Source organism: Caenispirillum bisanense, from assembly GCF_039523075.1.
Classification (GTDB): Bacteria; Pseudomonadota; Alphaproteobacteria; order Rhodospirillales; family Rhodospirillaceae; genus Caenispirillum; species Caenispirillum bisanense.
This window is the reverse complement of sequence record NZ_BAAAEP010000015.1, coordinates 44,009-67,451: the sequence shown is the minus strand read 5'-3', so window position 1 is coordinate 67,451 and position 23,443 is coordinate 44,009. Positions and strand designations below refer to the sequence as shown.

The 23,443-nt window shown below is 71.7% G+C and carries 26 protein-coding genes; 11 read left to right on the top strand and 15 right to left on the bottom strand.

Annotated features, from left to right (window positions below; all coding sequences use genetic code 11):
• The 3 genes from ABD056_RS08965 to ABD056_RS08955 form a co-directional block, all read right to left on the bottom strand.
• Positions 1-318, bottom strand: coding sequence for a DUF1244 domain-containing protein (locus tag ABD056_RS08965; RefSeq protein ID WP_343866218.1), 318 nt, complete (start codon positions 316-318; stop codon positions 1-3).
• 79 nt (positions 319-397) lie between these two features.
• Positions 398-1,003: a nucleotidyltransferase family protein gene (locus ABD056_RS08960; RefSeq protein ID WP_343866217.1), complete on the bottom strand. Its 606-nt coding sequence runs from the start codon at positions 1,001-1,003 to the stop codon at positions 398-400.
• 93 nt (positions 1,004-1,096) lie between these two features.
• Positions 1,097-1,459 (bottom strand): ArsR/SmtB family transcription factor, encoded by a 363-nt coding sequence (locus ABD056_RS08955; RefSeq protein WP_343866216.1) that lies wholly within the window; start codon positions 1,457-1,459, stop codon positions 1,097-1,099.
• Between the two features lie 206 nt (positions 1,460-1,665).
• Here ABD056_RS08955 and ABD056_RS08950 point away from each other — a divergent pair, with 206 nt between their 5' ends.
• Complete coding sequence (locus ABD056_RS08950; protein WP_343866215.1) at positions 1,666-2,286, top strand: hypothetical protein; 621 nt, start codon at positions 1,666-1,668, stop codon at positions 2,284-2,286.
• A gap of 638 nt (positions 2,287-2,924) precedes the next feature.
• Here the strand turns inward: ABD056_RS08950 and ABD056_RS08945 are convergent.
• Positions 2,925-3,674, bottom strand: a complete 750-nt coding sequence (locus ABD056_RS08945; RefSeq protein WP_343866214.1) for an SDR family oxidoreductase — start codon at positions 3,672-3,674, stop codon at positions 2,925-2,927.
• Positions 3,675-3,746: 72 nt separating this feature from the next.
• Complete coding sequence (locus tag ABD056_RS08940; RefSeq protein WP_343866213.1) at positions 3,747-4,616, bottom strand: isocitrate lyase/PEP mutase family protein; 870 nt, start codon at positions 4,614-4,616, stop codon at positions 3,747-3,749.
• 189 nt (positions 4,617-4,805) lie between these two features.
• Between ABD056_RS08940 and ABD056_RS08935 the strand changes: the two genes are divergently transcribed.
• Together ABD056_RS08935 and ABD056_RS08930 are read left to right on the top strand one after the other, a co-directional pair.
• The gene (locus ABD056_RS08935; protein ID WP_343866212.1) at positions 4,806-5,804 is read left to right on the top strand and encodes an ABC transporter ATP-binding protein; all 999 of its coding nucleotides are present in this window, start codon (positions 4,806-4,808) and stop codon (positions 5,802-5,804) included.
• The gene (locus ABD056_RS08930) at positions 5,801-6,562 is read left to right on the top strand and encodes an ABC transporter permease (RefSeq protein WP_343866211.1); all 762 of its coding nucleotides are present in this window, start codon (positions 5,801-5,803) and stop codon (positions 6,560-6,562) included. The genes ABD056_RS08935 and ABD056_RS08930 overlap by 4 nt, the downstream gene beginning before the upstream one ends.
• A 14-nt stretch (positions 6,563-6,576) precedes the next feature.
• On the opposite strand, the gene ABD056_RS08925 is transcribed toward ABD056_RS08930, so the two are convergent.
• Positions 6,577-7,461, bottom strand: a complete 885-nt coding sequence (locus tag ABD056_RS08925; protein WP_343866210.1) for a class I SAM-dependent methyltransferase — start codon at positions 7,459-7,461, stop codon at positions 6,577-6,579.
• 196 nt (positions 7,462-7,657) lie between these two features.
• Between ABD056_RS08925 and ABD056_RS08920 the strand changes: the two genes are divergently transcribed.
• Entirely contained in the window at positions 7,658-8,836 is a 1,179-nt protein-coding gene (locus ABD056_RS08920) for a cyclic nucleotide-binding domain-containing protein (RefSeq protein WP_343866209.1), read from the top strand.
• Here ABD056_RS08920 and ABD056_RS08915 read toward each other — a convergent pair.
• Positions 8,833-10,011 (bottom strand): GGDEF domain-containing protein, encoded by a 1,179-nt coding sequence (locus ABD056_RS08915; protein ID WP_343866208.1) that lies wholly within the window; start codon positions 10,009-10,011, stop codon positions 8,833-8,835. The two genes, ABD056_RS08920 and ABD056_RS08915, sit on opposite strands and share 4 nt — an antisense overlap.
• Positions 10,012-10,376: 365 nt before the next feature.
• On the opposite strand from ABD056_RS08915, the gene ABD056_RS08910 reads away from it, so the two are divergent.
• Positions 10,377-11,243, top strand: coding sequence for a transglycosylase SLT domain-containing protein (locus tag ABD056_RS08910; protein WP_343866207.1), 867 nt, complete (start codon positions 10,377-10,379; stop codon positions 11,241-11,243).
• A gap of 19 nt (positions 11,244-11,262) precedes the next feature.
• Here ABD056_RS08910 and ABD056_RS08905 read toward each other — a convergent pair whose 3' ends face one another.
• Positions 11,263-11,889, bottom strand: coding sequence for a LysE family transporter (locus ABD056_RS08905; protein ID WP_343866206.1), 627 nt, complete (start codon positions 11,887-11,889; stop codon positions 11,263-11,265).
• 128 nt (positions 11,890-12,017) lie between these two features.
• Between ABD056_RS08905 and ABD056_RS08900 the strand changes: the two genes are divergently transcribed.
• Complete coding sequence (locus ABD056_RS08900; RefSeq protein ID WP_343866205.1) at positions 12,018-12,314, top strand: Dabb family protein; 297 nt, start codon at positions 12,018-12,020, stop codon at positions 12,312-12,314.
• On the opposite strand, the gene ABD056_RS08895 is transcribed toward ABD056_RS08900, so the two are convergent.
• Positions 12,292-13,104 carry an AraC family transcriptional regulator gene (locus ABD056_RS08895; protein ID WP_343866204.1) on the bottom strand — a complete coding sequence of 271 codons (813 nt, stop codon included), beginning with the start codon at positions 13,102-13,104 and terminating at the stop codon, positions 12,292-12,294. The two genes, ABD056_RS08900 and ABD056_RS08895, sit on opposite strands and share 23 nt — an antisense overlap.
• A 269-nt stretch (positions 13,105-13,373) precedes the next feature.
• On the opposite strand from ABD056_RS08895, the gene ABD056_RS08890 reads away from it, so the two are divergent.
• On the top strand, positions 13,374-15,425 hold the full coding sequence (locus ABD056_RS08890; protein ID WP_343866203.1) for an elongation factor G: 2,052 nt from the start codon (positions 13,374-13,376) through the stop codon (positions 15,423-15,425).
• 55 nt (positions 15,426-15,480) lie between these two features.
• On the opposite strand, the gene ABD056_RS08885 is transcribed toward ABD056_RS08890, so the two are convergent.
• The 4 genes from ABD056_RS08885 to ABD056_RS08870 form a co-directional block, all read right to left on the bottom strand.
• On the bottom strand, positions 15,481-16,335 hold the full coding sequence (locus tag ABD056_RS08885; protein ID WP_343866202.1) for an SDR family oxidoreductase: 855 nt from the start codon (positions 16,333-16,335) through the stop codon (positions 15,481-15,483).
• 148 nt (positions 16,336-16,483) lie between these two features.
• A complete protein-coding gene (locus ABD056_RS08880) occupies positions 16,484-16,936 on the bottom strand; it encodes a hemerythrin domain-containing protein (protein WP_343866201.1) in 453 nt (150 codons plus the stop codon).
• Positions 16,937-17,014: 78 nt separating this feature from the next.
• Positions 17,015-17,701, bottom strand: coding sequence for a DUF599 domain-containing protein (locus ABD056_RS08875; RefSeq protein ID WP_343866200.1), 687 nt, complete (start codon positions 17,699-17,701; stop codon positions 17,015-17,017).
• 59 nt (positions 17,702-17,760) lie between these two features.
• Positions 17,761-17,913, bottom strand: a complete 153-nt coding sequence (locus ABD056_RS08870; RefSeq protein WP_343866199.1) for a hypothetical protein — start codon at positions 17,911-17,913, stop codon at positions 17,761-17,763.
• A gap of 299 nt (positions 17,914-18,212) precedes the next feature.
• Between ABD056_RS08870 and ABD056_RS08865 the strand changes: the two genes are divergently transcribed.
• The 4 genes from ABD056_RS08865 (at position 18,213) to ABD056_RS08850 (ending at position 20,983) form a co-directional block, all read left to right on the top strand.
• Positions 18,213-18,842 carry a hypothetical protein gene (locus tag ABD056_RS08865; RefSeq protein ID WP_343866198.1) on the top strand — a complete coding sequence of 210 codons (630 nt, stop codon included), beginning with the start codon at positions 18,213-18,215 and terminating at the stop codon, positions 18,840-18,842.
• A gap of 26 nt (positions 18,843-18,868) precedes the next feature.
• Positions 18,869-19,264 carry a phage holin family protein gene (locus ABD056_RS08860; RefSeq protein WP_343866197.1) on the top strand — a complete coding sequence of 132 codons (396 nt, stop codon included), beginning with the start codon at positions 18,869-18,871 and terminating at the stop codon, positions 19,262-19,264.
• Positions 19,261-20,457 (top strand): DUF3618 domain-containing protein, encoded by a 1,197-nt coding sequence (locus ABD056_RS08855; protein WP_343866196.1) that lies wholly within the window; start codon positions 19,261-19,263, stop codon positions 20,455-20,457. Before ABD056_RS08860 ends, ABD056_RS08855 begins: the two co-directional genes overlap by 4 nt.
• Before the next feature lie 130 nt (positions 20,458-20,587).
• The gene (locus ABD056_RS08850; protein ID WP_343866195.1) at positions 20,588-20,983 is read left to right on the top strand and encodes a cupin domain-containing protein; all 396 of its coding nucleotides are present in this window, start codon (positions 20,588-20,590) and stop codon (positions 20,981-20,983) included.
• A 4-nt stretch (positions 20,984-20,987) separates the two neighbouring features.
• Here the strand turns inward: ABD056_RS08850 and ABD056_RS08845 are convergent, their stop codons facing one another.
• Positions 20,988-22,856: a hybrid sensor histidine kinase/response regulator gene (locus ABD056_RS08845; protein ID WP_343866194.1), complete on the bottom strand. Its 1,869-nt coding sequence runs from the start codon at positions 22,854-22,856 to the stop codon at positions 20,988-20,990.
• Complete coding sequence (locus ABD056_RS08840; protein WP_343866193.1) at positions 22,857-23,396, bottom strand: putative pterin-binding protein; 540 nt, start codon at positions 23,394-23,396, stop codon at positions 22,857-22,859. It abuts the gene before it with no gap.
• Positions 23,397-23,443: the final 47 nt, after the last annotated feature.

Here is a 23,443-nt window from a genome sequence, read left to right as displayed (position 1 = left end):
TTAGACGTGGCCGCTGATGTCGGCGTGCAGCGGCTTGGTTTCCTCGAAGCGGCGCTTCTGGTCGTCGCTGGCCTCGTGCTGGTGGCGGTCCTTCCAGGTGTCGTAGGGCATGCCGTAGACCACCTCGCGCGCCTCGTCGTAGGACATCTCCACCCCGCGCGCCTCGGCGGCGGCGCGGTACCACTTGGCAAGGCAGTTGCGGCAGAACCCGGCCAGGTTCATCAGGTCGATGTTCTGCACGTCGGTGCGCTTCTGCAGGTGGGCGACCAGGCCGCGGAAGGCGGCGGCCTCGATTTCGGTGCGGGTGCGGTCGTCCATGGCGTCCCTCCGGCCGGTGACGGGTTTTCTCGACACTATATGGCGCGGCGCGCCGCCAGGGCAAAGGCCGAGTTGTCTGCTATGACTCCAGCGCGGCGAGGTCGGCGGGGGTATCGACGTCCACCCGGCAGCCCGGACCGGCCGCCACCAGCCGCACCGCCTCCCCCCGCAGCACCGCGCGGGCGCCATCGTCGCCGGTGAGGGCGGCCAGCGCCGGCAGCAGGCGGGCCGGGAACAGCACCGGATGGCCGCGGGCGCCGTCGTGGGCAAGGGCCGTGACCGTGGCGCCGTCGAAGGCCGCCAGCAGCGCCGCCACGTCCGCCGCCGCCGGCAGCGGCAGGTCGGCGGCGCAGACCGCCACCCCCTCCACCGTGGCCGCTTCCAGGCCGGCGGCGCCGGCGGCGATGGAGGTGCCCATGCCGGCCCCGCTCGCGTCGCCGGATGCGGCGGCGGTAACCAGCGTCACCGGCAGCCCGGCCAGCACCGCCCGGCGCGGATCATCGCCGCCGCGGCAGACGGCGACCAGCGGCCGGCAGCCCCCCGCCAGCAGCGCCTCCGCCACCCGTCGCAGCATGGGGCGGCCGCCGACCTCGGCCAGCAGCTTGTCGCGGCCCATGCGCGACGACCGCCCGGCCGCCGGGATCAACCCGGCGACGGAGCGGGGGGGACGGGTGGGGTCGGGCATCGGCGGCCTCCGCGGCGGCGGGCGGGTGAGCCGTCATCATGGCGCGCCGGCGGCGCGGCGGGCAAGCCATCCCGCCGCCGCCCGGCAGCGGCTTTACTCGGCGGCGCCCCAGGCATGGACGCCGGCACGGCCGTCATGCACGAAGGGCAGGTTGCACTCTTCGGTCAGCCAGCCGAGCACGGTGTTGAGGGTGGCGTGGCGCGGCCGGCACAGCAGGGTGCGGCCGTCGCGGATCTGCTCCACCAGGCCCACCCGCACCAGCCGCGAGATGTGGTGCGACAACGTCGACCAGGGAATGCCGAGGCGCCCCTGGATGTCGCCGACCGACAGACCTTCCGGGCCGGCATTGACCAGCAGCCGGAAGATGGTGAGGCGCGTCCCGTTGCCAAGCTCGGCAAGGACGGCGGCGGCGGCATCGGTGTCGACCGCCAGGTCAGGCGCGAAGCGAGCGTTCATGGCGTTTCCGTCTGTAAAGGGTGACTGGGTCTGCCGCCGGGGCGGGCTGACTGCGGATCGAAACGCTCCCGCCCCGCTTTGGGGTTCCTGGCCATGTGGATGTGTCACAGGTTGTCACAGGGGGGTGTGGCAACCGCCGGCCCCTACCGTCCGCGCCGCCCGTCGCCCATATGGCGGGGGTAAGGGCTTACCGGGGACGATCCGCCATGACCGACAGCCTGACCCTGCGCATCCTGGTCACCGACTGGCCGCTCGACGCCGCCCTGGCGCTGGCGCGCCGCGGCGGCTTCCTGCCGGGCGTGGATGTGGTGGCGGTGCCGGCCGGGCTGGATGCCGACCGCCTCAACCACCTGTTGGCCGGCGCCCCGCCGGGCGAGGGAACGCCGGTGGCGGCGGCCCGCACCCGCATGGCCGACGGAGTCGCCGCCGGCCAGCTCGGCATGCTGCAGCGGGACGACGACGGCCGCCTCGGCGTGCTGATGGGGGAGGCGGTGCTGCCCTATGACGGCGACGCCTTTCATCCCGCCTTCGCGCTCACCTACCTCGCCCTCCAGCATCATCCCGGCCGCTTCCGGCAGGTGCTGGCGGTGTCGGGGCCGGGGGCGGACCTGCGCTATGCGGCGGTGGCGGCGCGGGCGGCGACCACGGCGCTGACCGTGCTCGGCACGCCGGACCAGGTGTTCCGCATGGTGGGGCCGCGCGACGCCGACGGCGTGCCGGTCAGCCCCGAGTTCCGCGTCGCCGTCGGCGGCGGCGGCCATCGCCTGCTGCGGGTGGTGGAGGAAGGCGGCGACCTGCTGGCCGAACTGCCGCTGCGGCACCCGTAGGCGAGTCGTTTCCGCCGTCAAGGGGATCGGTCAACCCCTCCCGCCCGCCGCGCCGCCGGAAGGGCGTGCGGGTGGGACTGCGCCAGGTGTGGAAACCTCCGCCGAAGGGGGTAGAGGCGCCCGCAGCCTTTCGCGCTGCACAAAAAAGTGCCTCTTCTTCAGCCATGACCTGTGCGCATGGAGCCTTTGCCGTTCTTTTGGGCAAACTGCGGATTTCCGCCGCTGAGTCATGCGGCTGGAGCATGGGTGATTTACAGTTTTTCGGGTTCCGACCGGCGATGCCATGGCCTATATCTCCACTCGTCGGTTGTTGCAGCGCACAGCGCCGCACCGAACTGACAAGAGTTTCGGCGGTCCCTCGGGCCGCCACCACGGATCGGGCGAGAGCCCGATGCAAGGGTCCTCGGATCCTACGTCTCCCAGACGTGAAGCCTCCCTGTTCTACTTGCCCCGGAAACCCTGCGTTTCCGGGGTTCTTTTTGTCTGCCGTGCGGCATGGCCAACGCAAAACCCCCGCACCGGCGGGCGGTGCGGGGTGTGGCGCTGACGCCCGCCAGGGCTACCGCCCAGCCTCTGGGGATGACGGTGGTGCAGGAGTCCGTCCAGACGGTGCCGTCACCGTGAAAACCGCCCCGTCCTCAGCCGCGTCCGATGTAGGGCATGGTGGTGGCCATGATGGTCATGAACTGGATGTTGGCGGACAGCGGCAGGCTCGCCATGTGGACGACCGCCCGCGCCACCTCCGCCACGTCCATGCGCGGCTCGGGGCGGATGGAGCCGTCGGCCTGCAGGATGCCGGCGGCCATGGGGGCGGTCATGTCGGTGGCGGCGTTGCCGATGTCGATCTGGCCGCAGGCGATGTTGAAGGCGCGGCCGTCCAGCGACAGCGACCGGGTAAGGCCGGTGATGGCGTGCTTGGTCGCCGTATAGGGGGCGGAGAACGGCCGCGGCACATGGGCCGAGATGGAGCCGTTGTTGATGATCCGCCCGCCCTGCGGCTGCTGCGCCCGCATGACGCCGAAGGCCTGGCGGGCGCACAGGAAGGCGCCGGTCAGGTTGACGGAGACCACCGCCAGCCAGTCTTCCACCGCCAGCTCGTCCACCGGCACCGGCGGGGCGCCGCGGCCGGCGTTGTTGAACAGCACGTCGAGCCGCCCGAAGGCCGCCACCGTATGGTCGAACACCGACGCCACCGCCGCCGGATCGCCCACATCGGCCGGCAGCACCAGGCAGCGGCTGCCGCCGGCGGTGATCGCGGCGGCGGTGTCCTCCAGGGGTTCGGCGCGGCGGCCGACCAGGGCGGCGGCGTGGCCGGCCTCGGCAAGGGCGATGGCGACGGCGCGGCCGATGCCGCTGCCGGCGCCGGTGACCAGGGCGGTCTTGTCCATGGCTGATGCTCTTCCTCTGTCTGCTTGACCGGCGCCGAGCATGCCACAGCCCCGGCGCCGGGCGGCACCCCCTCAGTCGTCGCTGCGGCGGAAGAAGGCGGTCAGTTCGGCATCGGGGATCTGCTGCGCCGCGTAGCCGAAGGTGCCCGGCCCGGCCAGTTCCTCCGCCGCCCGCCGCAGCAGGCCGAAGCAGGCGCGGGCGAGGCTGCCGCCGGTGGTGACCCGGGTGACGCCCAGCGCCGCCAGGGTGGCGGTATCCAGCGTCGGGCCGGTGAAGCCCATCACCACCGTTACCGGCGCATCGACGGCGCGGACGAAGCGGCCGATGCTGTCGGCATCGGCGAGGCCGGGCGCGAACAGGCAGTCGGCGCCGGCGTCGCGATAGGCGATGGAGCGCTCGATGGCCTCGTCCAGCGCCTGCGGGCCGTGGCGCAGCAGGGCGTCGGTGCGGGCGGTGAGGGTGAAGGGAACGCCGCCGGCATCGGCATCGGCGGCGGCGCGGGCGGCGCGGATGCGGTCGCAGGCGAGGTCGCGGTCGTAGAGGTCGGCGTCGGGGTCGCCGGCCACGTCCTCGATGTTGCCGCCCACCAGCCCGGCGGCGAGGGCGGCGGTGACGGTGGCCGCCACCTCGGCGGGGGAGGCGCCGTAGCCGTCCTCCAGGTCGCCGCTCACCGGCAGCGGCACGGCGGCGGCGATGGCGGCGCAGTGGGCGAGCATGGTGTCGCGCGGCACCGCCAGGCTCTGGTCGGGGCGGCCGAGGGCATAGGCGATGCCGGCGCTGGTGGTGCCGATGGCGGGGAAGCCCTGCGCCGCCAGCAGGCGGGCGGAGCCGGCATCCCAGGCATTGGGCATGACGAACAGCGGCCCGGCGGCGGTCAGGCGGCGCAACGCGGCGCCGCGCAGGCGCCGGGCGGAGAGGGTATCGTCGTCGGCTGCGGTCATGGCGGGCTCCTGCGCGCGGTGGGGCGAGGGTCCAGCAGGCGCCGCCCGGCGTCCGGCGGCAAGGGCCATCGCTTCCGCGGCGGGCGGGGCCACGGTGCCGGCCCGTCGCCAATGGCCCTTGACCTCAACCGTGGTTGAGGCCCTATGTCGGGGGCTCTTTCGACCCCGTCTGCAAGGAGCAAGGCGCCGATGACCAGCAGCCAGACGCTGACGGCAGACCCGCCGCCGACCGACCGACCCGTGCCCGCCGCCGCCCCGCCAGCCCCCTCGGTGATTGCCGTGCGGGGGCTGGAGAAGGTCTATGCCGGCGGCCATCATGCCCTGAAGGGCATCGACCTAGACATCCGTCGCGGCGAGATCTTCGCCCTGCTCGGCCCCAACGGGGCGGGCAAGACCACCCTCATCAGCATCATCTGCGGCATCGTGCAGCCGAGCAGCGGCACGGTGCTGGCCGACGGCCACGACATCCTGCGCAACTATCGCGCCGCCCGCTCCGCCATCGGGCTGGTGCCGCAGGAAATCGCCACCGACATGTTCGAGACGGTGCTCGACACCGTGCGCTTCAGCCGCGGCCTGTTCGGCAAGCCGCGCAACGATGCCCACTTGGAGAAGGTGCTGCGCGACCTGTCGCTGTGGGAAAAGCGCGACGCCAAGATCATGGCCCTGTCCGGCGGCATGAAGCGGCGGGTGATGATCGCCAAGGCGCTGTCGCACGAACCGTCCATCCTGTTCCTCGACGAACCCACCGCCGGCGTCGACGTGGAGCTGCGCCGCGACATGTGGGAGATGGTGCGGGGCCTGCGCGACAGCGGCGTCACCATCGTGCTCACCACCCACTACATCGAGGAAGCGGAGGAGATGGCCGACCGCATCGGCGTGATCCGCAAGGGCGAGATCATCGTCGTCGACGAGAAGGCCGAACTGATGCGCAAGCTGGGCCAGTCGCAGCTGATCCTGCACCTGCAGGCGCCGCTGGCGGCGGTGCCGGCCGACCTGGCCGGGCTGCCGCTGACCCTGTCGGCGGACGGCATGGAACTGGTCTACACCTTCGATTCCCAGGCCGACCGCACCGGCATCGCCGCCCTGCTGCGGCGGCTGGGGGAACAGGGCATCGACTTCAAGGATCTGCAGACCCGGCAAAGCTCGCTGGAGGAGATCTTCGTCACGCTGGTGAGGGGGGCGTCGTGAACATTTACGCCGTGAAGGCCATCTACATGTTCGAAATGGCCCGCATGTGGCGCACGCTGATGCAGAGCATCGCCACGCCGGCCATCTCCACCTCGCTCTACTTCATCGTCTTCGGCGCCGCCATCGGGTCGCGCATGGAGGAGATCGGCGGCGTGCCCTATGGCGCCTTCATCGTGCCGGGGCTGATGATGCTGTCGATCCTGACCGAGAGCATTTCCAACGCCGCCTTCGGCATCTACATGCCGCGATTCTCCGGGACGATCTACGAGGTGCTGTCGGCGCCGGTGTCGCCGGGGGAGATCGTGCTCGGCTATGTCGGGGCGGCGACCACCAAGTCGCTCATCCTGGCGCTGGTGATCCTGGCGACGGCGCGGCTGTTCGTGCCGTTCGAGATCGTCCACCCGCTGGCCATGGCCGGTTTCCTGGTGCTGACGGCGCTGACCTTCAGCCTGTTCGGCTTCGTCATCGGCATCTGGGCCGACGGGTGGGAGAAGCTGCAGATCGTGCCGATGATGATCATCATGCCGCTCACCTTCCTCGGCGGCACGTTCTATTCCATCGACATGCTGCCGCCGTTCTGGCGCACGGTGGCGCTGTTCAACCCGGTGGTCTACCTGGTCAGCGGCTTCCGCTGGAGCTTCTATGGCGTCGCCGACGTCCACATCGGCGTCAGCCTGGCCATGACCTTCGCCTTCCTGGGGCTGTGCCTGGCGGTGATCTACGTCATCTTCCGCACCGGCTACCGCCTGAAGACCTAAGGGCTGCGGCGGAGTCAGTCCCGCCGCAGCAGCAGCACTTCGACGTGATGGGTGGCTTCGTAGGGGTAGCGGAAGGCCTTCAGCCCCCACGGCGCCAGCCGCGCCATGACCGACGGCGGCACCAGGGGGTGGATGAGGGCATTCACCCCCCAGCCGTCCTCCACCATGAAGGTATAGGCCTCGCGGGCGCTGCGGAACACCACCGGGAAGGTGAGGGTGCGCCGCTCCACCACCGTGAAGCCGGCCTCGGCGAAGGCCGGCAGCATGTGCTCGAAGCTTTCCGGCGTGTTGGAGCGGGCCAGGCCGCGCCGCGCCGCCGCCCGCACCAGCCGGCTGCGGATGCTGCGGTGGCGGCCAAGCTCGGCCAGCTGGGCCTGCAGCGGCCGGGCCATTTCGTTGGTGGAGGTGGCAAGCGACAGCACGCCGCCCGAACGCAGCAGCGCCGCCGCCTCGCGCAGCACCGCCGTCAGCGGCACATAGGCCAGGATGAAGTGGGCGAAGACGGCGGTGAACTCCCCCGCCGGCAGCAGCCGCGACGCATCGGCGGCCGAGCCTTCGATGGCGGTGAGGCCGGGCAGGCGGGCGGTGGCACGCCGCAGCATCTCCGGCGAGATGTCGACGCCGGCCGGCTCCACCGGCACCGGGCAGCGGGCCATCAGCGAGGCCAGCAGGTCGCCGTCGCCGATTCCCAGGTCGACCACGCGGGCCGGCTGCGGCCAGTGGTGCCAGTGCGGCTCCAGGGTGTCCAGCGCCGCCGCCGTCTTGCTGCCGATGATGCCTTCCTCGGCGCGGTAGCTCTGGGCGACAAGGTCGTGCACCCGCCGGCTGCCGCCGGTTCCGCCGGTGCCGCGGGCGGCCGGACGGGAGGGGTGCGGCCGGGTGGTCAGGAGGTGGCGCATGTGGACAGGGCTTCCCGGGGAGGATGGGGATGGGTGCTGGCCGAAAGGGATGATGTCTTGAAGCAGAACCCGCCCCTGGGGTAGGAGATAGTTACCACTTTCGTGCCCTTTGGCCGCAGGTCCGGTGCGGGTGTGATCCTCTGGCGCATGGGTGGTCCGTGTAGAAGCCTCGGGCGGATCGGGTGTCTGCAACCAAATGAATGCGGTCGGCGGGCTTGAGCATATACCGCAGGATGTTCCCTGGCAGCAATGCCGGCTGTTCCACGACCTGCCGCCGGCGGCGCTGGCGGCGGTGGGGCGGCGGCTGAGCAGCCACGATCACGCCGCCGGCGCCATCCTGTTCCGCGAGGGCGAGGCGGCGGACCGGCTGTATGTGGTGCTGTCGGGGCAGCTGGAGGTGCTGATCGGCGCCGACCTGATGCCGGTGGCGCAGCTGGAGCCGGGCGAGCATTTCGGCGAGATGGGGCTGCTGTCCGCCGCCCCGCGCGCCGCCACCATCCGCGCCGCCGGTCCGTGCCGGGTGGTCGCCCTCGACCGGGCGGCGCTCGAGTCCCTGCGGCAGGAGGACGGCGTCGACATCCTGGCCCATGCCATGCGCCTGCAGGCCGACACGCTCGACATGCGCCTGCGCGACTCCAATGCCCGCGCCGCCGACGGCCTGCGCAGCCTGATCAGGGCGCAGCAGGAGCGGCTGGCCTTCGGCCGGGTGTTCGCCAACATCATCCTGGTGATGTTCGTCTACATCTCGTCGCTGGACGTGCTGCGCCGGCTGGCGGCCCATGGGGCGTCGACCACCCTCGTCAGTTCCGGCCTGCTGCTGGGCATGGCGGCGGCATCGTGGCTGATCGTGCGCTACAGCGGCTTCCCGCGCGAGGCCTTCGGGCTCACCCTGCGCAACTGGCGCCACAGCCTGATCGACGGCCTGGGGTGGAGCGTGGTGTTCTGCGCCGCCCTGACGGCGCTGAAGGCGGTGCTGGTGACCGTGGTGCCGGCCTACCAGGGCATGGCGGTGATCGCGCCGTGGGTGTCGCCGGCCGGGGTGGGGGCGACGGTGAGCGCCTATCTTCTCTATGCCGTGCTGTCGCCGGTGCAGGAGTTCGTCGCCCGTGGCGCCATCCAGGGCTCGCTGCAGCAGATGCTGACCGGGCCGGAAGGCGGCGGCTGGAAGGCGGTGGTGCTGGCCAGCGCCATCTTCTCCATCAGCCACCAGCACCTGGGCCTCGGCTATGCCCTGGCGGTGTTCCTGCCGGGCCTGTTCTGGGGCTGGATGTACCTGCGCCACGGCTCGCTGATCGGGGTCAGCGTCAGCCATGTGGTGATCGGCCTGTGGGTGACGGGCGTGCTGGATATCGCCGCCCTGACGGCCATTTTCTAGGCGCTCGCGGCGGCCGGCAGCGGATCGGCCACCATGACCCGGTTGCGCCCGGCCGCCTTGGCGCGGTAGAGGGCGGCATCGGCCCGCCGCAGCACCCCCGCCAGATCGTCGCCGGGGTGCAGCGGCGGCGGCGCGATACCGATGCTGACGGTGACGGCGATGGGCTGGCCGTCGTCGTCGCACGCCGCCAGCGCCGTCGCCGCCAGGCGGATGCGCTCCGCCGCCGTCAGGGCTTCCGCCGCCGTGCTGTCGGGCAGCATGAGCACGAATTCCTCGCCGCCGAAGCGGGCCAGCACGTCCTCCCGCCGCAGGCAGGCGGAGACGGCGCGCACGAAATCCTGCAGCACCTGATCGCCGGCGGCATGGCCGTGGCGGTCGTTCAACTGCTTGAAGTGGTCGAGGTCGAGCACCAGGAAGGCCGGCGCCCGCCGCCCGCGCCGCGCCCGGGCCAGCTCGCGCTCGGCCATGTCGGTGAAGGCGCGGCGGTTGTAGGCGTCGGTGAGCGGGTCGCGGGTGGCCTGGCGGTTCAACTCCGCGTGCAGCACCTCGCTGGTCAGCACCACCAGCCCGAGGGTGACCAGGATGACCCACACGAAGGCCTCCAGGAAGGTCACCGTGCCCATGACGCCGGCCGGGAACAGGCTGTTCGACGGCGGTGCCACGGCGGCGATGGCGCCGCGGGCGGCATAGAAGATGGCGTGGCCGGCGCACAGCACGGCCAGCACGTGGCGGCTGTTGGTGGCCGGCGCCTCGTGGCGCACGAATTCCCGCGCCGTCAGCACCAGCAGGGCGGAGGTCATGAACGACATGATCATCACCCGCGCCGCCATGCCGTCGTCGCCCATGAACAGCCACAGGCCGACCGCCGTCAGCCCCAGCGGCAGCGCCACCTGCATCGGACGCAGGCGCCGCCCGGCCAGCCGCCGCGCCCCCAGCCACAGCAGCAGGTAGCCGGCCAGGATGGCGGTATTGGCGACGACGATGCCGACGGTCGGCCCCGCCACCGTCCGCGTCAGGGCCAGCGCCAGGCCGAGGCTGCTGAGGAACTGCGACGCCGACCACAGCCCGATCCCCCGCACCGGCAGATGCAGCCGGCTGGCCGCCGCCAGGGCGATGCCGCCGGCCAGGGTGGTCAGCGTCATGGTGAAGATCAGGGTCGGAACGTCCAGCTCCACGGCCGGCTCCTCGGGGCAGGGCGACATCTGACGGGTGCGAGAGACTACACGGAAAGGATTAACAAGAACCACCTGCGACCGTCTGCCGGGTCGGCGGTGGCCGTAAAGTCCGCCGACATCCGCCGGAGGGCGCAGCCGCAGCGGCTCCGGCAGGGGCCGCCGCCGGGGCGCCCGGCGCCCGCCGTCCCTACGCCGGACGATGCTTCGGCGGCGGTGGTGGTGCGGCGGTGTCGGCCGGCTTTACACCGGCGCCGTGTCGAGCGTCGCGCCGCCGCGCCCGGCCTGTCTGGCCCGCCGCTTGCTGCTATGGGCCGGCCTGTCAACCGGACCGGAGCTGCCCTGCAATGCGGATGACCGCCCTTCGGATGAGCCTTGCCTCTGCCCTTCTCTCCGCCATCGCCGCCGTTCCGGCGGCCCAGGCGGGCCCGGCGACGGCGCCGGGGGAGGCCGCCTTCCGCGAGGGTGTGCGCTATGAACATGCCGAGGGGGTGGCCCGCGACTACGAAAAGGCACTCGGCCACTACTGCCGCGCCGCCGCCGCCGGCAACTCCGACGCCATGTTCGCGCTGGCGTGGATGCACCTCAACGGCCGCGGCGTCGACCAGAGCGACGGCCGCGGCGTCACTTGGCTGAAGGCCGCCGCCGAGGCCGCCCCCGCCACGGCGCCGAAGCTGCTGGCCCGGCTTGGCGGCATCGCCGCCGAAGGGGCGCCGCGCTGCCCCGGCATGCAGCCGCCCATGCCCGCCGCCGGCGGTCGCCTGCCGCTCAACCCGCCGGCCGCCTACCGCGAGATCGTCGAGCAGGTGGCGGCGGAATACGCCCTCGACCCCAACCTGGTGCTGGCGGTGATGGCGGTGGAATCGGCCTACCGCCCGGATGTGGTCAGCCACGCCAACGCCCAGGGGCTGATGCAGCTGATCCCCGAGACCGCCGCCCGCTTCGGCGTCAGCGACCCCTTCGACCCGGCCCAGAACATCCGCGGCGGCGCCAGGTACCTGCGCTGGCTGCTGTCGCTGTTCGAGGGCGACGTCACCCGCACCCTGGCCGCCTACAACGCCGGCGAGAACGCGGTGCTGCGCTACGGCGGCATCCCGCCCTATGAGGAAACCCAGACCTACGTCGTGAAGATCCGCCGCTACTATGAGGCGGAACATCACCCCTACGTCCCCGGCCTCGCCACCCCGCCCGCCGCGGTGGTGCAGGTGGCGGCGGCGGCGACCCAGGCGCCGTAGGGGCGGCAGGCGCGGCGCCTCAGCTCCACGCCTGCACTCCCAGCGCCCCGGCCATGGCGACCAGCGCCAGACCGCAGGCGGCGTTGACGGTGCGGTAGAGGACGGGGGTGAGGATGCGGCGGAACCACGCCGTCACCCCGGCGGCGATGAAGCACCACAGCACCGACGACGTCATGAAGCCGGCGAAGAACACGGCATAGTGCGCCGGCTCCGGCCGCTCGATGCCGAGCGCCACCAGCGCCCCACCCAGCGCCATCCAGTAGGCGACGGCGAAGGGGTTGGTCAGCGGCAGCAGGGCGCCGGCCAGGAAGGCGCCGTCGGGCGCCCCCGCCGCCGCCTCGGCCGCCGCCGCCGGCCTGTCGCCGCGCGCCGCATCGCGCAGGGCCTGCAGGCCGAGCCAGGCCAGCAGCGCCACCCCGGCCGCCGCCAGCAGGCCGCGCGCCGCCGCCACCTCCATCAGCACGCCGGCTCCGGTCAGGCCGACAATCGCCCAGGCGGCATCCCCGATCAGCGATCCCACCTGCACGGCGAAGGCCGGGCGGAAGCCGTGGGCGAGGCCGCGCCGCAGGGTCTCCGCCGCCACCGCCCCCGGCGGCGCATTGAAGGCGAGGCCGACCCAGAAGGCGGCGATGAACAGGGTGAGCATGGCGGGCAGGGCCTCCGGCGCGGGATGACGATGTCGCGCCAATGTGCTGCGTCGCCGCATCCGCGTCTTGAAGCCGATTGCGGTGGCGGGCAGGATGCGCCCCGACTTGAAATTTTGCGAGAAAGCGCATGATCCGCCATATCGTACTGTTCAGCGCCAAGGATAAGCAGGACCTGCACACCATCCATCAGGGCCTGTCCATCCTGCGCGACATCCCCCACGCCCGGACGCTGGAGGTCGTGCTCAACGAAAAGCACGATGCCTGGTCGGACGAGATCGACGTGGTGGTCTACGGCGAGTTCGACGACGAGGCGGCGCTGGCCGCCTACAAGGCCCACCCGCTGTATGAAGAGAGCATCCGCCGGGTGCGGCCGCTGCGGGAAACCCGCATCGCCGTTGACTTCACCTCTCCGGCGCGGGGCTGAGCCCCTTCCGCCACCGCGCCGGCGTGGTGCCCATCACCCGCCGGAACGCGGTGGTCAGGTGGCTCTGGTCGGCGAAGCCGCTGGCGGCCGCCGTTTCGGCGATGGGGGTGCCGGCATCCAGCATCCGCCGCGCTGCCGCCACCCGCAGCTGCTGGTGCCACAGGCGCGGCGGCAGGCCGTGGCGGGCATGGAAGCTGCGGGCCAGGTGATAGCGGCTGAGGCCGCAGACCGCCGCCAGTTCCGCCAGGTCCACCGGCCGGTCGAGCGTCGCCCGCAGGTACTCCGCCGCCCGCGCCAGCCGGTCGGGCGCCGCCGGCGGCGGGGCGGCCGCCGGGCGGTCGGCATGGCGGCGGATCAGATCGCCCAGCGCCAGCACCACTGCGTCCAATCCCGACTCGCCCGCCCCCGGTGCCGCCAGCCGCACCAGGGCGGCGGCCACGGCGGCATCGTCGATGACCGGCCGGGCGAGGGCGACCGTGGCGCCGTCGCGGCCGGTAGCCTCGGCGGCAAGGTCCGCGAAGGCCTGCGGGCTGACGTACAGCGACACGAAATCCGCCGCCGGCCCCTCGAACCGTCCCGCCTGCACGGCGCCGGGGGCATAGGCGGTGATGGCGCCGGCGGCGACGTCGTGGTGGCGGTGGTCCAGCCACAGGTGTTCGCGCCCGGTCAGGTTGACGCCGATCACCCAGTCGTCGTGGAAATGGCGGTCGTAGGCGAGGCTGCCGCCCGGCGCCCGCACCCGCACCACCTCGATGCCGTCGTGCCGCCACAGGCGGCTGACCGCTGCCATGTCGTCGCTCCCGCCACCGGCAATAGAGGCCACTATCGCGGCAGTTCCACCGCACGGTCAATGGGCGGCGCAGCAATGCTGATGTTGCATGGCAGCAAGAAAAGGACCGAAAAACGCCGAAATCGATTTCGGTTGCGCCTGCCCCTGGCCCGGGTGGAGCATACGGGTGGGGCTTGCCGGAGCCGATGCGCCACCCGCACCGTCGCCCCGGCCGGCGCCGCAACAGCGTCGGACAGCCCTTGGGTCAACGAGGGAGAAGGAGACGGTCCATGGTCGGCAAGGCATCAACGCCCCGCGTGGCGGCCCTGGTGGGGCCATACATGGGCGGCAAGACGACGCTCCTTGAGAGCATTCTCCATGCGGCAGGCGCCACGCACCGCCGCGGTACCGTAAGCGACAAGTCCTCCGTCGGCGACTCCTCGCCCGAGGCGCGCGACCGCCAGATGAGCGTCGAGGTCAACGTGGCCGCCTGCGCCTGGCTGGACGAGCCCTGGACCTTCCTCGACGCCCCCGGCTCCACCGAATTCCTGCAGGATGCCCTGGCCGCCGCCCTGGTGGCCGACGTGGCGGTGGTGGTGTGCGACCCCGAGCCCGAACGGGCGGTGATGGTGGCGCCCATCCTCAAGTTCCTGGACGACCGCCAGATCCCGCACGTGCTGTTCATCAACAAGGTCGACCACCACAACGTCGACGTCCGCGCGGCGCTGGAGGCGCTGCAGGTCCATTCGCAGCGGCCGCTGGTGCTGCGCGAAGTGCCCATCAAGGAAGGCGACGAGATCGTCGGCTATGTCGACCTGGTCTCGGAACGCGCCTACCGCTACAAGCCGGGCGAGCCGTCGGACCTCATCCGCATCCCCGACAGCGTGCGCGACGGCGAACAGGCCGCCCGCCAGGAAATGCTGGAGGCGCTGGCTGACTTCGACGACCACTTGATGGAAGAACTGCTGGAAGAGGTGGTGCCGCCGAAGGAAGAGGTCTATGCCGACCTCGCCAAGGATCTGGAAGACGACAAGATCGTGCCGGTGTTCTTCGGCTCCGCCGACAAGTGCGAGGGCGTGCGCCGGCTGCTGAAGGCCCTGCGCCACGAGGTGCCGGGTCACGAAACGGCCGCGCTGCGCGCCGGCCTCGATCTGGATGCCGCCGGCGATGCGCCGCTGGCGCAGGTGTTCAAGACCGTCCACGCCCCCCATGCCGGCAAGCTGTCCTACGTGCGCGTATGGAACGGCGCGGTGAAGGACGGCATGACCGTGGAGTCCTCCGCCGGCGGCGGCGGCAAGGTGACCGGCGTGTTCACCCTGTTCGGCGGCGAGACCCGCAAGACCGATCAGGCGCCGGCCGGATCGGTGGTGGCGCTCGGCCGCCTGGAAGAGGTGCCGACCGGCGCCGTGGTGGGCGTGAAGCCGCCGGCCGACGTGGAATGGCTCGACCCGCTGACACCGCTGTTCGCGCTGGCGGTGCGCCCGGCCAAGCAGGGCGACGACGTGAAGCTGTCGGGCGCGCTGCAGAAACTGTGCGAGGAAGACCCGAGCCTCTCCGTCGAGCAGAACGCCGGCACCGGCGAGATGCTGCTGTGGGGCCAGGGCGACACCCACCTGCAGGTGGCGGTGGCCAAGCTGGCGCGGGTCTACCATGTGGAGGTCACCACGGCGCCGCCGCAGGTGCCGTACAAGGAGACCATCCGCAAGGGCACCCAGGTGCAGGGCCGCCACAAGCGGCAGACCGGCGGCCATGGCCAGTTCGGCGACGTGCATGTGCGCATCAAGCCGCTCGGCCGCGGCGAGGGCTTCGCCTTCACCGACCACATCACCGGCGGCGTGGTGCCGCGGCAGTACATCCCGGCGGTGGAGCAGGGGGTGCGCGAGTATCTGGCGCGCGGCCCGCTCGGCTTCCCGGTGGTGGATGTGGCGGTGGAACTGTTCGACGGCAGCTATCACACCGTCGACAGCTCGGAAATGGCCTTCAAGACGGCGGCGCAGATCGCCATGCGCGACGGCATGCCCCAGTGCGAGCCGCTGCTGCTGGAGCCGTTGCTGATGGTCGAGGTCAGCGTGCCGACCGAGTACACCTCCAAGGCGCAGCGGGCGCTGTCCAGCCGCCGCGGCCAGATCCTCGGCTTCGACCGCCGTCCGGGGTGGGAGACCTGGGACACGGTGACGGCCTGCGTGCCGCAGGCTGAAATGCACGACCTGATCGTCGAGCTGCGCTCGGTGACCATGGGCGTCGGCACCTTCGCCTGGCGGTTCGAGCGCCTGCAGGAAGTGCAGGGCCGCACCGCCGACCAGGTGGTGGAAAAGCGCAAGCAGGAGCTGGCGACCGCCTGAGGCTCGTCCCGCCACGGCCCCCGCCCGCCTTGCGGCCGGCGGGGGCCGTGCGCGTTCAGGCGTTGACGATGTAGCCGCCGTTGGGGTGCAGCACCTGACCGGTGAAGTAGCTGCCGTCGTCGCTGGCCAGGAAGACGTAGCTCGGCGCCACCTCGTCGGGCTGGCCGGCGCGACCCATGGGCGCCTGCTTGCCGAACTCCGCCACCTTGTCTTCGGGGAAAGTGGCGGGAATGAGCGGCGTCCAGATCGGCCCCGGCGCCACCCCGTTCACCCGGATGCCCTTGTCGATCAGCATCAGCGCGATGGAGCGGGTGAAGGCGACGATGGCGCCCTTGGTCGAGCTGTAGGCGATCAGCTGCGGGTTGCCCTTGTAGGCGTTCACGCTGGTGGTGTTGATGATGCTGCTGCCCGGCTGCAGGTGGGGCAGGGCGGCGCGCGTCAGGTAGAAGTAGGCGTGGATGTTGGTGCGGAACACCTGATCCCACAGCTCCGGCGTGATCTCCAGCAGGTCGTCGACCTTGTGCTGTTCCGCCGCATTGTTGACCAGGATGTCGAGGCGCCCCAGCTCGCGCACCGTTTCGTCCACCACCCGCGGGCAGAACGCGGGGTCGCCCAGGTCGCCGCGGATGAGGTGGCAGCGGCGGCCCTCGGCCTCCACCAGCCGGCGGGTTTCCTCGGCGTCCTTGTCTTCCTCCAGATAGACGATGGCGCTGTCGCAGCCTTCGCGGGCGTAGTGGACGGCGACGGCGCGACCGATGCCGCTGTCGCCGCCGGTGATGATGGCGACCTTGCCGGTCAGCTTGTCGCTGCCCTTGTAATCGCGCCGGATGGGCTCCGGCGCCGGGGCCATGCGGTGTTCGTCGCCCGGCTGGCTCTGGCGCTGGGGCGGGAAGGGCGTGTCCTCGGCCATGGATGGCTCCTCTGGCGTGGGGGTGGGGATGGGACGGGCGTCGTGGCGGACGGGGCCGGCGGCGGGGCCGGGGCGCGGCAAGGGCGGCACCGGCTGGTGCCGCCCCCCTGCAATGTCCGGCGACCGCCGCCGCCGGTCAGTCGGTCGGTCAGTGGGCGCGCTTCTTCATCTCGCGATAGCGCTCGGCCATTTCCACGGCGGCGTCGTCATCGACGGTTTCGCGCGCCTGCGGGAAGATCTCGTCTTCCTCGTCGGAGATGTGGTGCTCCAGCGCCTGCTGCAGTTCGCGGATGGTCTCGATGAACTCGTCGGAGGTCTTGTCCATCTTTTCGAGCTTGGCCAGCATCTGCTTGGCTTCCTTGTGCTCGTCCAGGGCGTCCTTCACCTCCTCGCGGGCTTCCTTGTCGCCCTTGTCTTCGCGGAAGGTGGGATAGAAGACCTCTTCCTCGAACTTGGTATGGACCTCCAGTTCCTGCTTCACCTTCTGGAACAGGTCTTCGCGGGTCTTTTCTGCCCCGTTTGAGGTTTCCAGCAGGCGGGTCAGGGCCTTCTTGACGGCCTCGTGGTCTTTCTGAAGCAGCTCGTAGATCTGCTGAGCCATGGGGGAGTCTCCTCTCCGTGTTGCGGTTTCTCCCCTCCAACGGAGTAGCGTGGGCTCAGGTTGGCAGACGATGCGCCGTCACAGATTGCGCACAGCCGCCAGCGCCTCCGAATGGAACTCCCGCCGGTAGAGAACGGCCAGAACCCCTGCCGTCATGGCTGCAAAGGCTTCCGGTCCCAGCATCCAGCCCAGCGCCGCCAGGGCGAAGAAGTACGCCCTCAGACCGCGGTTGAAATGGTGGCCGGAAATGCGGCTGAGCGCCGCCGCCGCCTCGGAGATGCGGGCTTCGGCGGCGGGGTCGCTGCCGGCCTCGGCGGGCAGGCTGCCGACGGTGATGGAGCAGTAGTTGGCCAATCGGAAGGCCCAGGCGAACTTGAAGAAGGCGTAGATGAAGATCACCAGCAGGAGGATCACCTTCCCCTCCCAGGCGGCCGGGTCGGTATCCACCTGCACCGGCAGGCGGGCCAGGGCGCGGGCGCCTTCCTCCGCCACGCCCAGCATGGCGATCAGGCCGCCGATGACGAAGATGGTGGTGGAGGCGAAGAAGCCGATGCCGGTCAGCAGGTTGCCGAGGATCTGGGTGTCGACGATGCGCACCTCGCGTCGGCAGGCCTCGGTCATCCACGCCCGCCGGCGGGCGTTCATGGCATAGCCGATGCTGCGCCGCCGCGCCGGGCCGTGGTCGGCGAACAGCGTGTAGCCCAGCCACACCACCAGGAACCACGCCAGCGCCGCCGCGTCGCTGGCATCCATCCATGCCGTCATGCCCGGTTCTTCCCAGCTGCCTCTGCCGGCCGCCAGTATAGCGGCAGCGGCGGCGGCCGTCAGGTGAGGGCGACGAAGACGGCGGTCAGGGTGGTCAGGCTGGCCATCACGCCGGCGACGATTGGGCTGACCGCCCCCTGGCGCCACATCAGGACGATCATGCCGACGATCATCGGCGCGACGATGAGCATGGCGAGCTGCTTGTCGGTCATGGCGGGGCCTCCCTCCGGTCCGGGACTGGCGCCCACCTCACCCCATCGCCGTCGCCGCCGCCTTGACTGCGGACAAGGCCGGCCGGGCGGGTCAGCCGGCCCCCCGATCCTCTTTGCCCGCGTTCTCCTGCCGCTGCTGCACGCCGCGGTAGGCTCATACCGTTTGCAGTTCGCGCTTTAAGGAAAATCAACACGTTATTGGTGGGATTCGGCAGAACTGCGGCGGCTGCGGGGCGTTGAGTCGTCAACCGTGCCCGCCCCTGCGGGTTCGTCTGTCCCTCCAGACCAAGGAGACGACCATGGCTGACACCTACCGCGGCAACGGCAGCGACAGCGACGCCGAGCGCTTGCGGGCCCTCGGCCGCGAAGCCCGCGACAGCGGCATGAATGCCGTAGAGCAGGGCTTCGAAGGCGTGCGCGACAGCGCCGCCGGCCGCGCCCGCCGCACCGGCGAAGCGCTGCGCGATGCCGCTGACCGGCTGGAAGGCGACCCCATCGGCAGCGCCATGCAGATGGCCGCCGACCGCCTGGACGACCTGTCGCAGGCGCTGCGCCAGCAGGACCTGCGCGGCATGCTCGACCAGGTGCAGAGCTTCGCCCAGCGGCAGCCGGTGCTGTTCGTCGGCGGCATGATGGCGCTCGGCTTCGCCCTCGGCCGCTTTGCTGCTGCCGGCAGCGGCGCCGACATGGCCTCCGGCCTGCGCGACGACCATCGCCGGTCCGGCAGCGACATGCGTTCTGACCGCCTGGCCGCCGGCCCGGCCGCGGCCTCGGCCGTCGCCGGCACCTTGAGCGGCACCGGCACCGGCAGCGAGCCCGGCCGCAGCCGTCCCACCGCCACCGCTGCCTCGCCCACCGGCGGCGAGATGATGCCGCCGCGCGGCGGCACCGCCGGCACCGGCGCCGACCCCGGCGGCCGCCCGCACTGAGTCCGGGGCAACAGGAGACCGACAACATGAGCCATATCAGCATGCATGACCGCAGTCTGGGCGAGCTGGTGGGTACCCTTGGGCGCGATGTCGTCCAGCTGGTGCGCCAGGAAGTCCAGCTTGCCCGCGCCGAGATGGACGAAAGCGTCCACAAGGCGCTCGGCGCCCTCATCACCATCGGCGTCGGCCTCGCCATCGCCATGGCGGCGCTGGTGATCCTTCTGCTGGCCGCCGTGCAGGGCCTGTCCACCGTGTGGCAGCCGTGGGTGGCGTCGCTGGTGGTCGGCGGCACCGCGCTGGTGGTCGCCATCGTCCTTGCCATGTCCGGCCGTGCCGCCCTGCGCAGCACCCGCCTGGCGCCGCGCCGAACCCGCGACAACCTGCAGCAGGATCGCGAGATGCTGAGGGAGCACGTCCGATGACCGACCATCGCACCCCCGACGAGATCGAACGCGATCTGGAAGCCACCCGCGCCGAGCTTGATGCCACGCTCGATGCCCTGCAGGCCCGCCTCAACCCTCAGGCGGCCATGGATCAGGCCATCAGCTATGCCCGCGAGAACGGCGGCATCTTCGGCCGCAACCTGATGGCCCAGGTGCGCGACAACCCGCTGCCCGCCATCCTGGCCGGCGTCGGCCTGACGTGGCTGATGACCGCCCGCGACAGCGGCCCCTCCGCCGACCGCATGGCGGCCGGCGCCGCCGCCTTCCGCGACCACATGAGCGGCACCGCCAGCCGCGCCGGCGAAGGCCTCGACAGGTCCGGCAGCAGCGCCCGCGACGGGCTGCACCGGGCCGGCGACGGCATGCACCGCGCCTCCGACAGCGCCCGCGACGGCATGCATCGCGCTGCCGACAGCGCCCGCGACGGCCTCCACCGGGCCGGCGACACCATGGCCGAGGCCCGTGACCGCATGGCGGCCACCGCCTCCATGGCTGGCGAGCGGGCGAGCGAGTCCTTCCGCGCCGCCGGCCAGTTCGCGCAGCAGAACCCGCTGATGCTGGGCGTGGCGGCGGCGGCCTTCGGCGTGCTGGCGGCGGCGATGATGCCCCGCACCCGCGTCGAGGAAGAGGCCTACGAACCCTTGCGCGAACGGGTCCGCGATGCCGCCCACGACGTCGGCCACCGCGCCCTCGACCAGGCCGAGCAGCAGCTGCACAAGGCCGAGGACAAGGCAGAGGACAAGAGCCGCTCCGCCGCCTCCCGCGACGACGACCAGAACCGCGACCGCACCCAGGGCAGCAGTGCCGGGTCCGCTGCCGCCACCGCTGCCGGGCGCTCCGGCACCCCCGGCGCCAGTCCGCCGGCGGCGGCGGCGGCGGCCGGCAGCGGCTCCACTGGTACGGCCGCCTCCGGCAGCACCGGCACGGCCGCCTCCGGCAGCACAGCGGGCGCCGCCACCGGCACCGGCGGCATGAGCGACGAGGAACGCGCCGCCCGCGCCCTCGGCGTTGCCGGCCACGCCGCCCGGCCGGAACCGCTGCCGGAGGACAAGGGCCGCGCCGGCCGCGACAGGGGTGCCGGCGACGGCGGCTGGGTGCGGCCGCCGTCGGCCGATGGCCGCTCCAACCCGCGCCCGGGCCTCAGCGGCTCGCAGCACGGCGTCGACCGCTGAGGTCGGCGTCCTCCTGGACGACGCTACATCGTCCTGCGCAGGCCCCGCCCGGGTCGCCCGGCGGGGCTTTCGCTGCGGCGGGGCGGCGGGTTAGGCTGGCGGGCATCGTCCCCTAGCGCAGGAGCATGCCATGTCCGCCGTCGCCGCCGTCACCATCGCCGCCGTGCGCGCCGTCGATCCCGCCGCGGTGCCGGCCGAACGCTTCACCGCGGCGCCGGAGAAACTGGCGGCCGGCAGCGGCGATCAGGCGGTGTGGAACGTGTTCAGCGACGCCAGCGGCCAGTTCCATTGCGGGCTGTGGGAAGGGGCGGTCGGCACCCTGAACGTCGCCTATACCGAGAACGAGCTGTGCGTCATCCTCAGCGGCCGGGTGGTGCTGGCCGATGCGGCGGGCGGCAGCCGCACCTACGGCCCCGGCGACGCCTTCGTCATCCCGGCCGGCTTCACCGGCACCTGGACGACGCTGGAAGCCTGCCGCAAGATCTACGCCATCTTCGAGCCGGCCGCCGCCGCCGCCGCCGGCTGAAACGTCAGGATGCTCGCGCCAGCCGGCCGAGGCCCACCGTCGCCAGCATGCGCTTGACGTCGCCGATGCGCACCGGCTTGGTCATGTAGGTGACGAAGCCGGCCTCCAGGCCGCGTTCGATGCTCAGGGCGGTGGCATCGGCCGACAGGGCGACCACCGGAATGGCGGCCGTGGCCGGTTCGGCCTTCAGGGCGGCGAGCACGTCGAAGCCGCTCATGCCCGGCAGGTTGATGTCGAGGATGATGAGGTCGGGCAGCAGGCTGCGGGCGAGCGCCAGGCCGTTTTCCGGCGTTTCGGCGCTGGACAGGCGCAGGCCGGCCACTTCCTCGATGATCGCCTTCATGAGGGCGATGTTGGAGCGGTTGTCCTCCACATACAGCACATGGCCGTCGCGGGTGGCGGCGGCGGCACCGGCGGGATCGCCGTCCGCCGACGGCGCGGCGGCGGTGGCCGCAGCGGCGGTGGTGCGGGCGGCGAGGCTGGTGACCGGCGCCTCGGCCGCCACCGGCAGGTCGATCCAGAAGGTGCTGCCCTCGCCGTCGGAACTGACGTAGCCGATGGCGCCGCCCATCTGCTCCACCAGCTTGCGGGTGATGGCGAGGCCGATGCCGGTTCCTTCGATGGTGCCGTTCTCCTGCCCCAGGCGGGCGAAGGGCTGGAACAGCTGGTCGGCGACCTCCGCCGGGATGCCGGGGCCGGTATCGGTGACCGACAGCCGCAACTGGTCACCGCAGCGTTCGGCGCTGATGCGGACGACGCCGCCGGGGCGGTTGTACTTCACGGCGTTGGACAGCAGGTTGAGCAGCGCCTGACGGGCGCGGGTGGCATCGGCGGTCACCTCCGCCAGCGGCAGGCCGGCGGTGGCGTCGACGATCTGCAGGCTGGTGGCAGCGGGGATGGAGCGGGCGAAGGCGACGGCATCGGTCACCAGCGGCCGTACCTCCACCGCATCCAGGGTCAGCACCACGCGGCCGCTTTCGATCTTCGCCAGGTCGAGCACGTCGCCGATGAGGCTGAGCAGGTGCTCGCCGGCCTTGATGATGTGACGCAGGGCGGTGCGCTGGCGGTCGGTGGGGGGCTCCCGCCGGTTGCCTTCCAGCAGCTGGGCGAAGCCGAGGATGGCGTTGAGCGGCGTGCGCAGCTCGTGGCTCATGGACGACAGGAATTCCGACTTGGCGCGGTTGGCCTTTTCCGCCTCCGCCGCGGCGCGGGTGGCGTCCTGGGTGGCGGCGCGCAGCGACAGCTCGCTCTCGCGGATGGCCCGCACCTGCCGGAACAGGATGACGATGTTGGCGACCAGCGCCGCCGCCAGGATCACCACCGCCGCCGCCAGCACGCCGTAGAGGCGGATGGTGTCGGTGCGGTCGTTGGACAGGGTGACCTGCCGTTCGGTATTGGCGCGCACCGCCAGTTCGCCGGTATGCACCGCCAGCGCCTCCACCGATGCGGCCATGGCGGTGACGGCGGCGGTGTCGGGCACCTCGCCGGCCGCGACGGCATCGAACCACGGCACCATGGCGCGGATGTCCTCGGCGATCAGGGTCGCCAGATCCTGGCAGCGCTGGCAGGCGGCAAAGGATTCCGGGTAATAGCCGGCCTCGATGGGCTTGACGCGGCTGTAGAGGATGTCGAACCGCAGCCCCATGGACTCCAGCGACGCCCCCTCCATGCCGGCCACCAGCCGGTCAAGCTCCGACGCAAGGCGCATGGTCTCGCGGTCGAGCTGGTAGGTGGCCCATACCGCGTCCTCGCGGATGCCGGCCTTCAGGTCCGACTGCCGCCACACCAGCAGCATGAGGATGGCCGCCGCCGTGGCGAGCGCCAGGGCGGCAATGACCACCAGTCCCGGTGCGCGCCACAGCGACACGTTCATTTACTCAACCTCGATGGTCGAAATCTGCCAGACCGAGCGGTTGTAATACTTCTCGGAATTCAGCGCCGGATCAAGGTCGAAAGGATAGATGATGAAGACGGGGCCGCGTTCGCGCACCGACATTACCTTGCCGTTTTCGCGCAGCGCCAGGATGAGCCCGTCGCGCTGGAAGTCCTCCGCCGGCACCTCGGCGACGTAGTCGTTCAGCGCCCGCACCTTCAGGGTGGCGCCGCTGGCGCCGACGGCCGCCAGCACGGCGGCACCGAAGGGGCCTTCGTAGGTGGTGACGCCGCTCAGCCACGGGGTTTCCACCGCCGCCGAGCGGCCGGGCAGGGCCTCCAGCATGGCGCGGTCGAAGCGGGCGACGCCGTCGCCGTTGGTGCGGGTGATGGCGCCGGTAATGGTCAGGATCACCGGACCCTGCGGCTGCGGCAGCTCGCCGGCGGCGGCGCGGGCGGTGGCGGCGGCGGTCAGCAGCAGCACCGCGGCCAGCACGGCCGGCAGCAGCCGCCGCCAGGAAAGGCGGATGAAAGTGGGCATGGTGGTCGGCATCTTTCTGTTCGCGCGAAGGTTCGGCCGCCGATCGG

What these genes read in the sequence shown, in the direction of transcription:
- ABD056_RS08965 (WP_343866218.1), bottom strand. Translation starts at nt 318, where the DNA reads ATGGACGACCGCACCCGCACCGAAATCGAGGCCGCCGCCTTCCGCGGC.
- ABD056_RS08960 (WP_343866217.1), bottom strand. Translation starts at nt 1,003, where the DNA reads ATGCCCGACCCCACCCGTCCCCCCCGCTCCGTCGCCGGGTTGATCCCG.
- ABD056_RS08955 (WP_343866216.1), bottom strand. Translation starts at nt 1,459, where the DNA reads ATGAACGCTCGCTTCGCGCCTGACCTGGCGGTCGACACCGATGCCGCC.
- ABD056_RS08950 (WP_343866215.1), top strand. Translation starts at nt 1,666, where the DNA reads ATGACCGACAGCCTGACCCTGCGCATCCTGGTCACCGACTGGCCGCTC.
- ABD056_RS08945 (WP_343866214.1), bottom strand. Translation starts at nt 3,674, where the DNA reads ATGGACAAGACCGCCCTGGTCACCGGCGCCGGCAGCGGCATCGGCCGC.
- ABD056_RS08940 (WP_343866213.1), bottom strand. Translation starts at nt 4,616, where the DNA reads ATGACCGCAGCCGACGACGATACCCTCTCCGCCCGGCGCCTGCGCGGC.
- ABD056_RS08935 (WP_343866212.1), top strand. Translation starts at nt 4,806, where the DNA reads ATGACCAGCAGCCAGACGCTGACGGCAGACCCGCCGCCGACCGACCGA.
- ABD056_RS08925 (WP_343866210.1), bottom strand. Translation starts at nt 7,461, where the DNA reads ATGCGCCACCTCCTGACCACCCGGCCGCACCCCTCCCGTCCGGCCGCC.
- ABD056_RS08920 (WP_343866209.1), top strand. Translation starts at nt 7,658, where the DNA reads ATGAATGCGGTCGGCGGGCTTGAGCATATACCGCAGGATGTTCCCTGG.
- ABD056_RS08910 (WP_343866207.1), top strand. Translation starts at nt 10,377, where the DNA reads ATGAGCCTTGCCTCTGCCCTTCTCTCCGCCATCGCCGCCGTTCCGGCG.
- ABD056_RS08905 (WP_343866206.1), bottom strand. Translation starts at nt 11,889, where the DNA reads ATGCTCACCCTGTTCATCGCCGCCTTCTGGGTCGGCCTCGCCTTCAAT.
- ABD056_RS08900 (WP_343866205.1), top strand. Translation starts at nt 12,018, where the DNA reads ATGATCCGCCATATCGTACTGTTCAGCGCCAAGGATAAGCAGGACCTG.
- ABD056_RS08895 (WP_343866204.1), bottom strand. Translation starts at nt 13,104, where the DNA reads ATGGCAGCGGTCAGCCGCCTGTGGCGGCACGACGGCATCGAGGTGGTG.
- ABD056_RS08890 (WP_343866203.1), top strand. Translation starts at nt 13,374, where the DNA reads ATGGTCGGCAAGGCATCAACGCCCCGCGTGGCGGCCCTGGTGGGGCCA.
- ABD056_RS08885 (WP_343866202.1), bottom strand. Translation starts at nt 16,335, where the DNA reads ATGGCCGAGGACACGCCCTTCCCGCCCCAGCGCCAGAGCCAGCCGGGC.
- ABD056_RS08880 (WP_343866201.1), bottom strand. Translation starts at nt 16,936, where the DNA reads ATGGCTCAGCAGATCTACGAGCTGCTTCAGAAAGACCACGAGGCCGTC.
- ABD056_RS08875 (WP_343866200.1), bottom strand. Translation starts at nt 17,701, where the DNA reads ATGACGGCATGGATGGATGCCAGCGACGCGGCGGCGCTGGCGTGGTTC.
- ABD056_RS08870 (WP_343866199.1), bottom strand. Translation starts at nt 17,913, where the DNA reads ATGACCGACAAGCAGCTCGCCATGCTCATCGTCGCGCCGATGATCGTC.
- ABD056_RS08865 (WP_343866198.1), top strand. Translation starts at nt 18,213, where the DNA reads ATGGCTGACACCTACCGCGGCAACGGCAGCGACAGCGACGCCGAGCGC.
- ABD056_RS08860 (WP_343866197.1), top strand. Translation starts at nt 18,869, where the DNA reads ATGAGCCATATCAGCATGCATGACCGCAGTCTGGGCGAGCTGGTGGGT.
- ABD056_RS08855 (WP_343866196.1), top strand. Translation starts at nt 19,261, where the DNA reads ATGACCGACCATCGCACCCCCGACGAGATCGAACGCGATCTGGAAGCC.
- ABD056_RS08850 (WP_343866195.1), top strand. Translation starts at nt 20,588, where the DNA reads ATGTCCGCCGTCGCCGCCGTCACCATCGCCGCCGTGCGCGCCGTCGAT.
- ABD056_RS08845 (WP_343866194.1), bottom strand. Translation starts at nt 22,856, where the DNA reads ATGAACGTGTCGCTGTGGCGCGCACCGGGACTGGTGGTCATTGCCGCC.
- ABD056_RS08840 (WP_343866193.1), bottom strand. Translation starts at nt 23,396, where the DNA reads ATGCCCACTTTCATCCGCCTTTCCTGGCGGCGGCTGCTGCCGGCCGTG.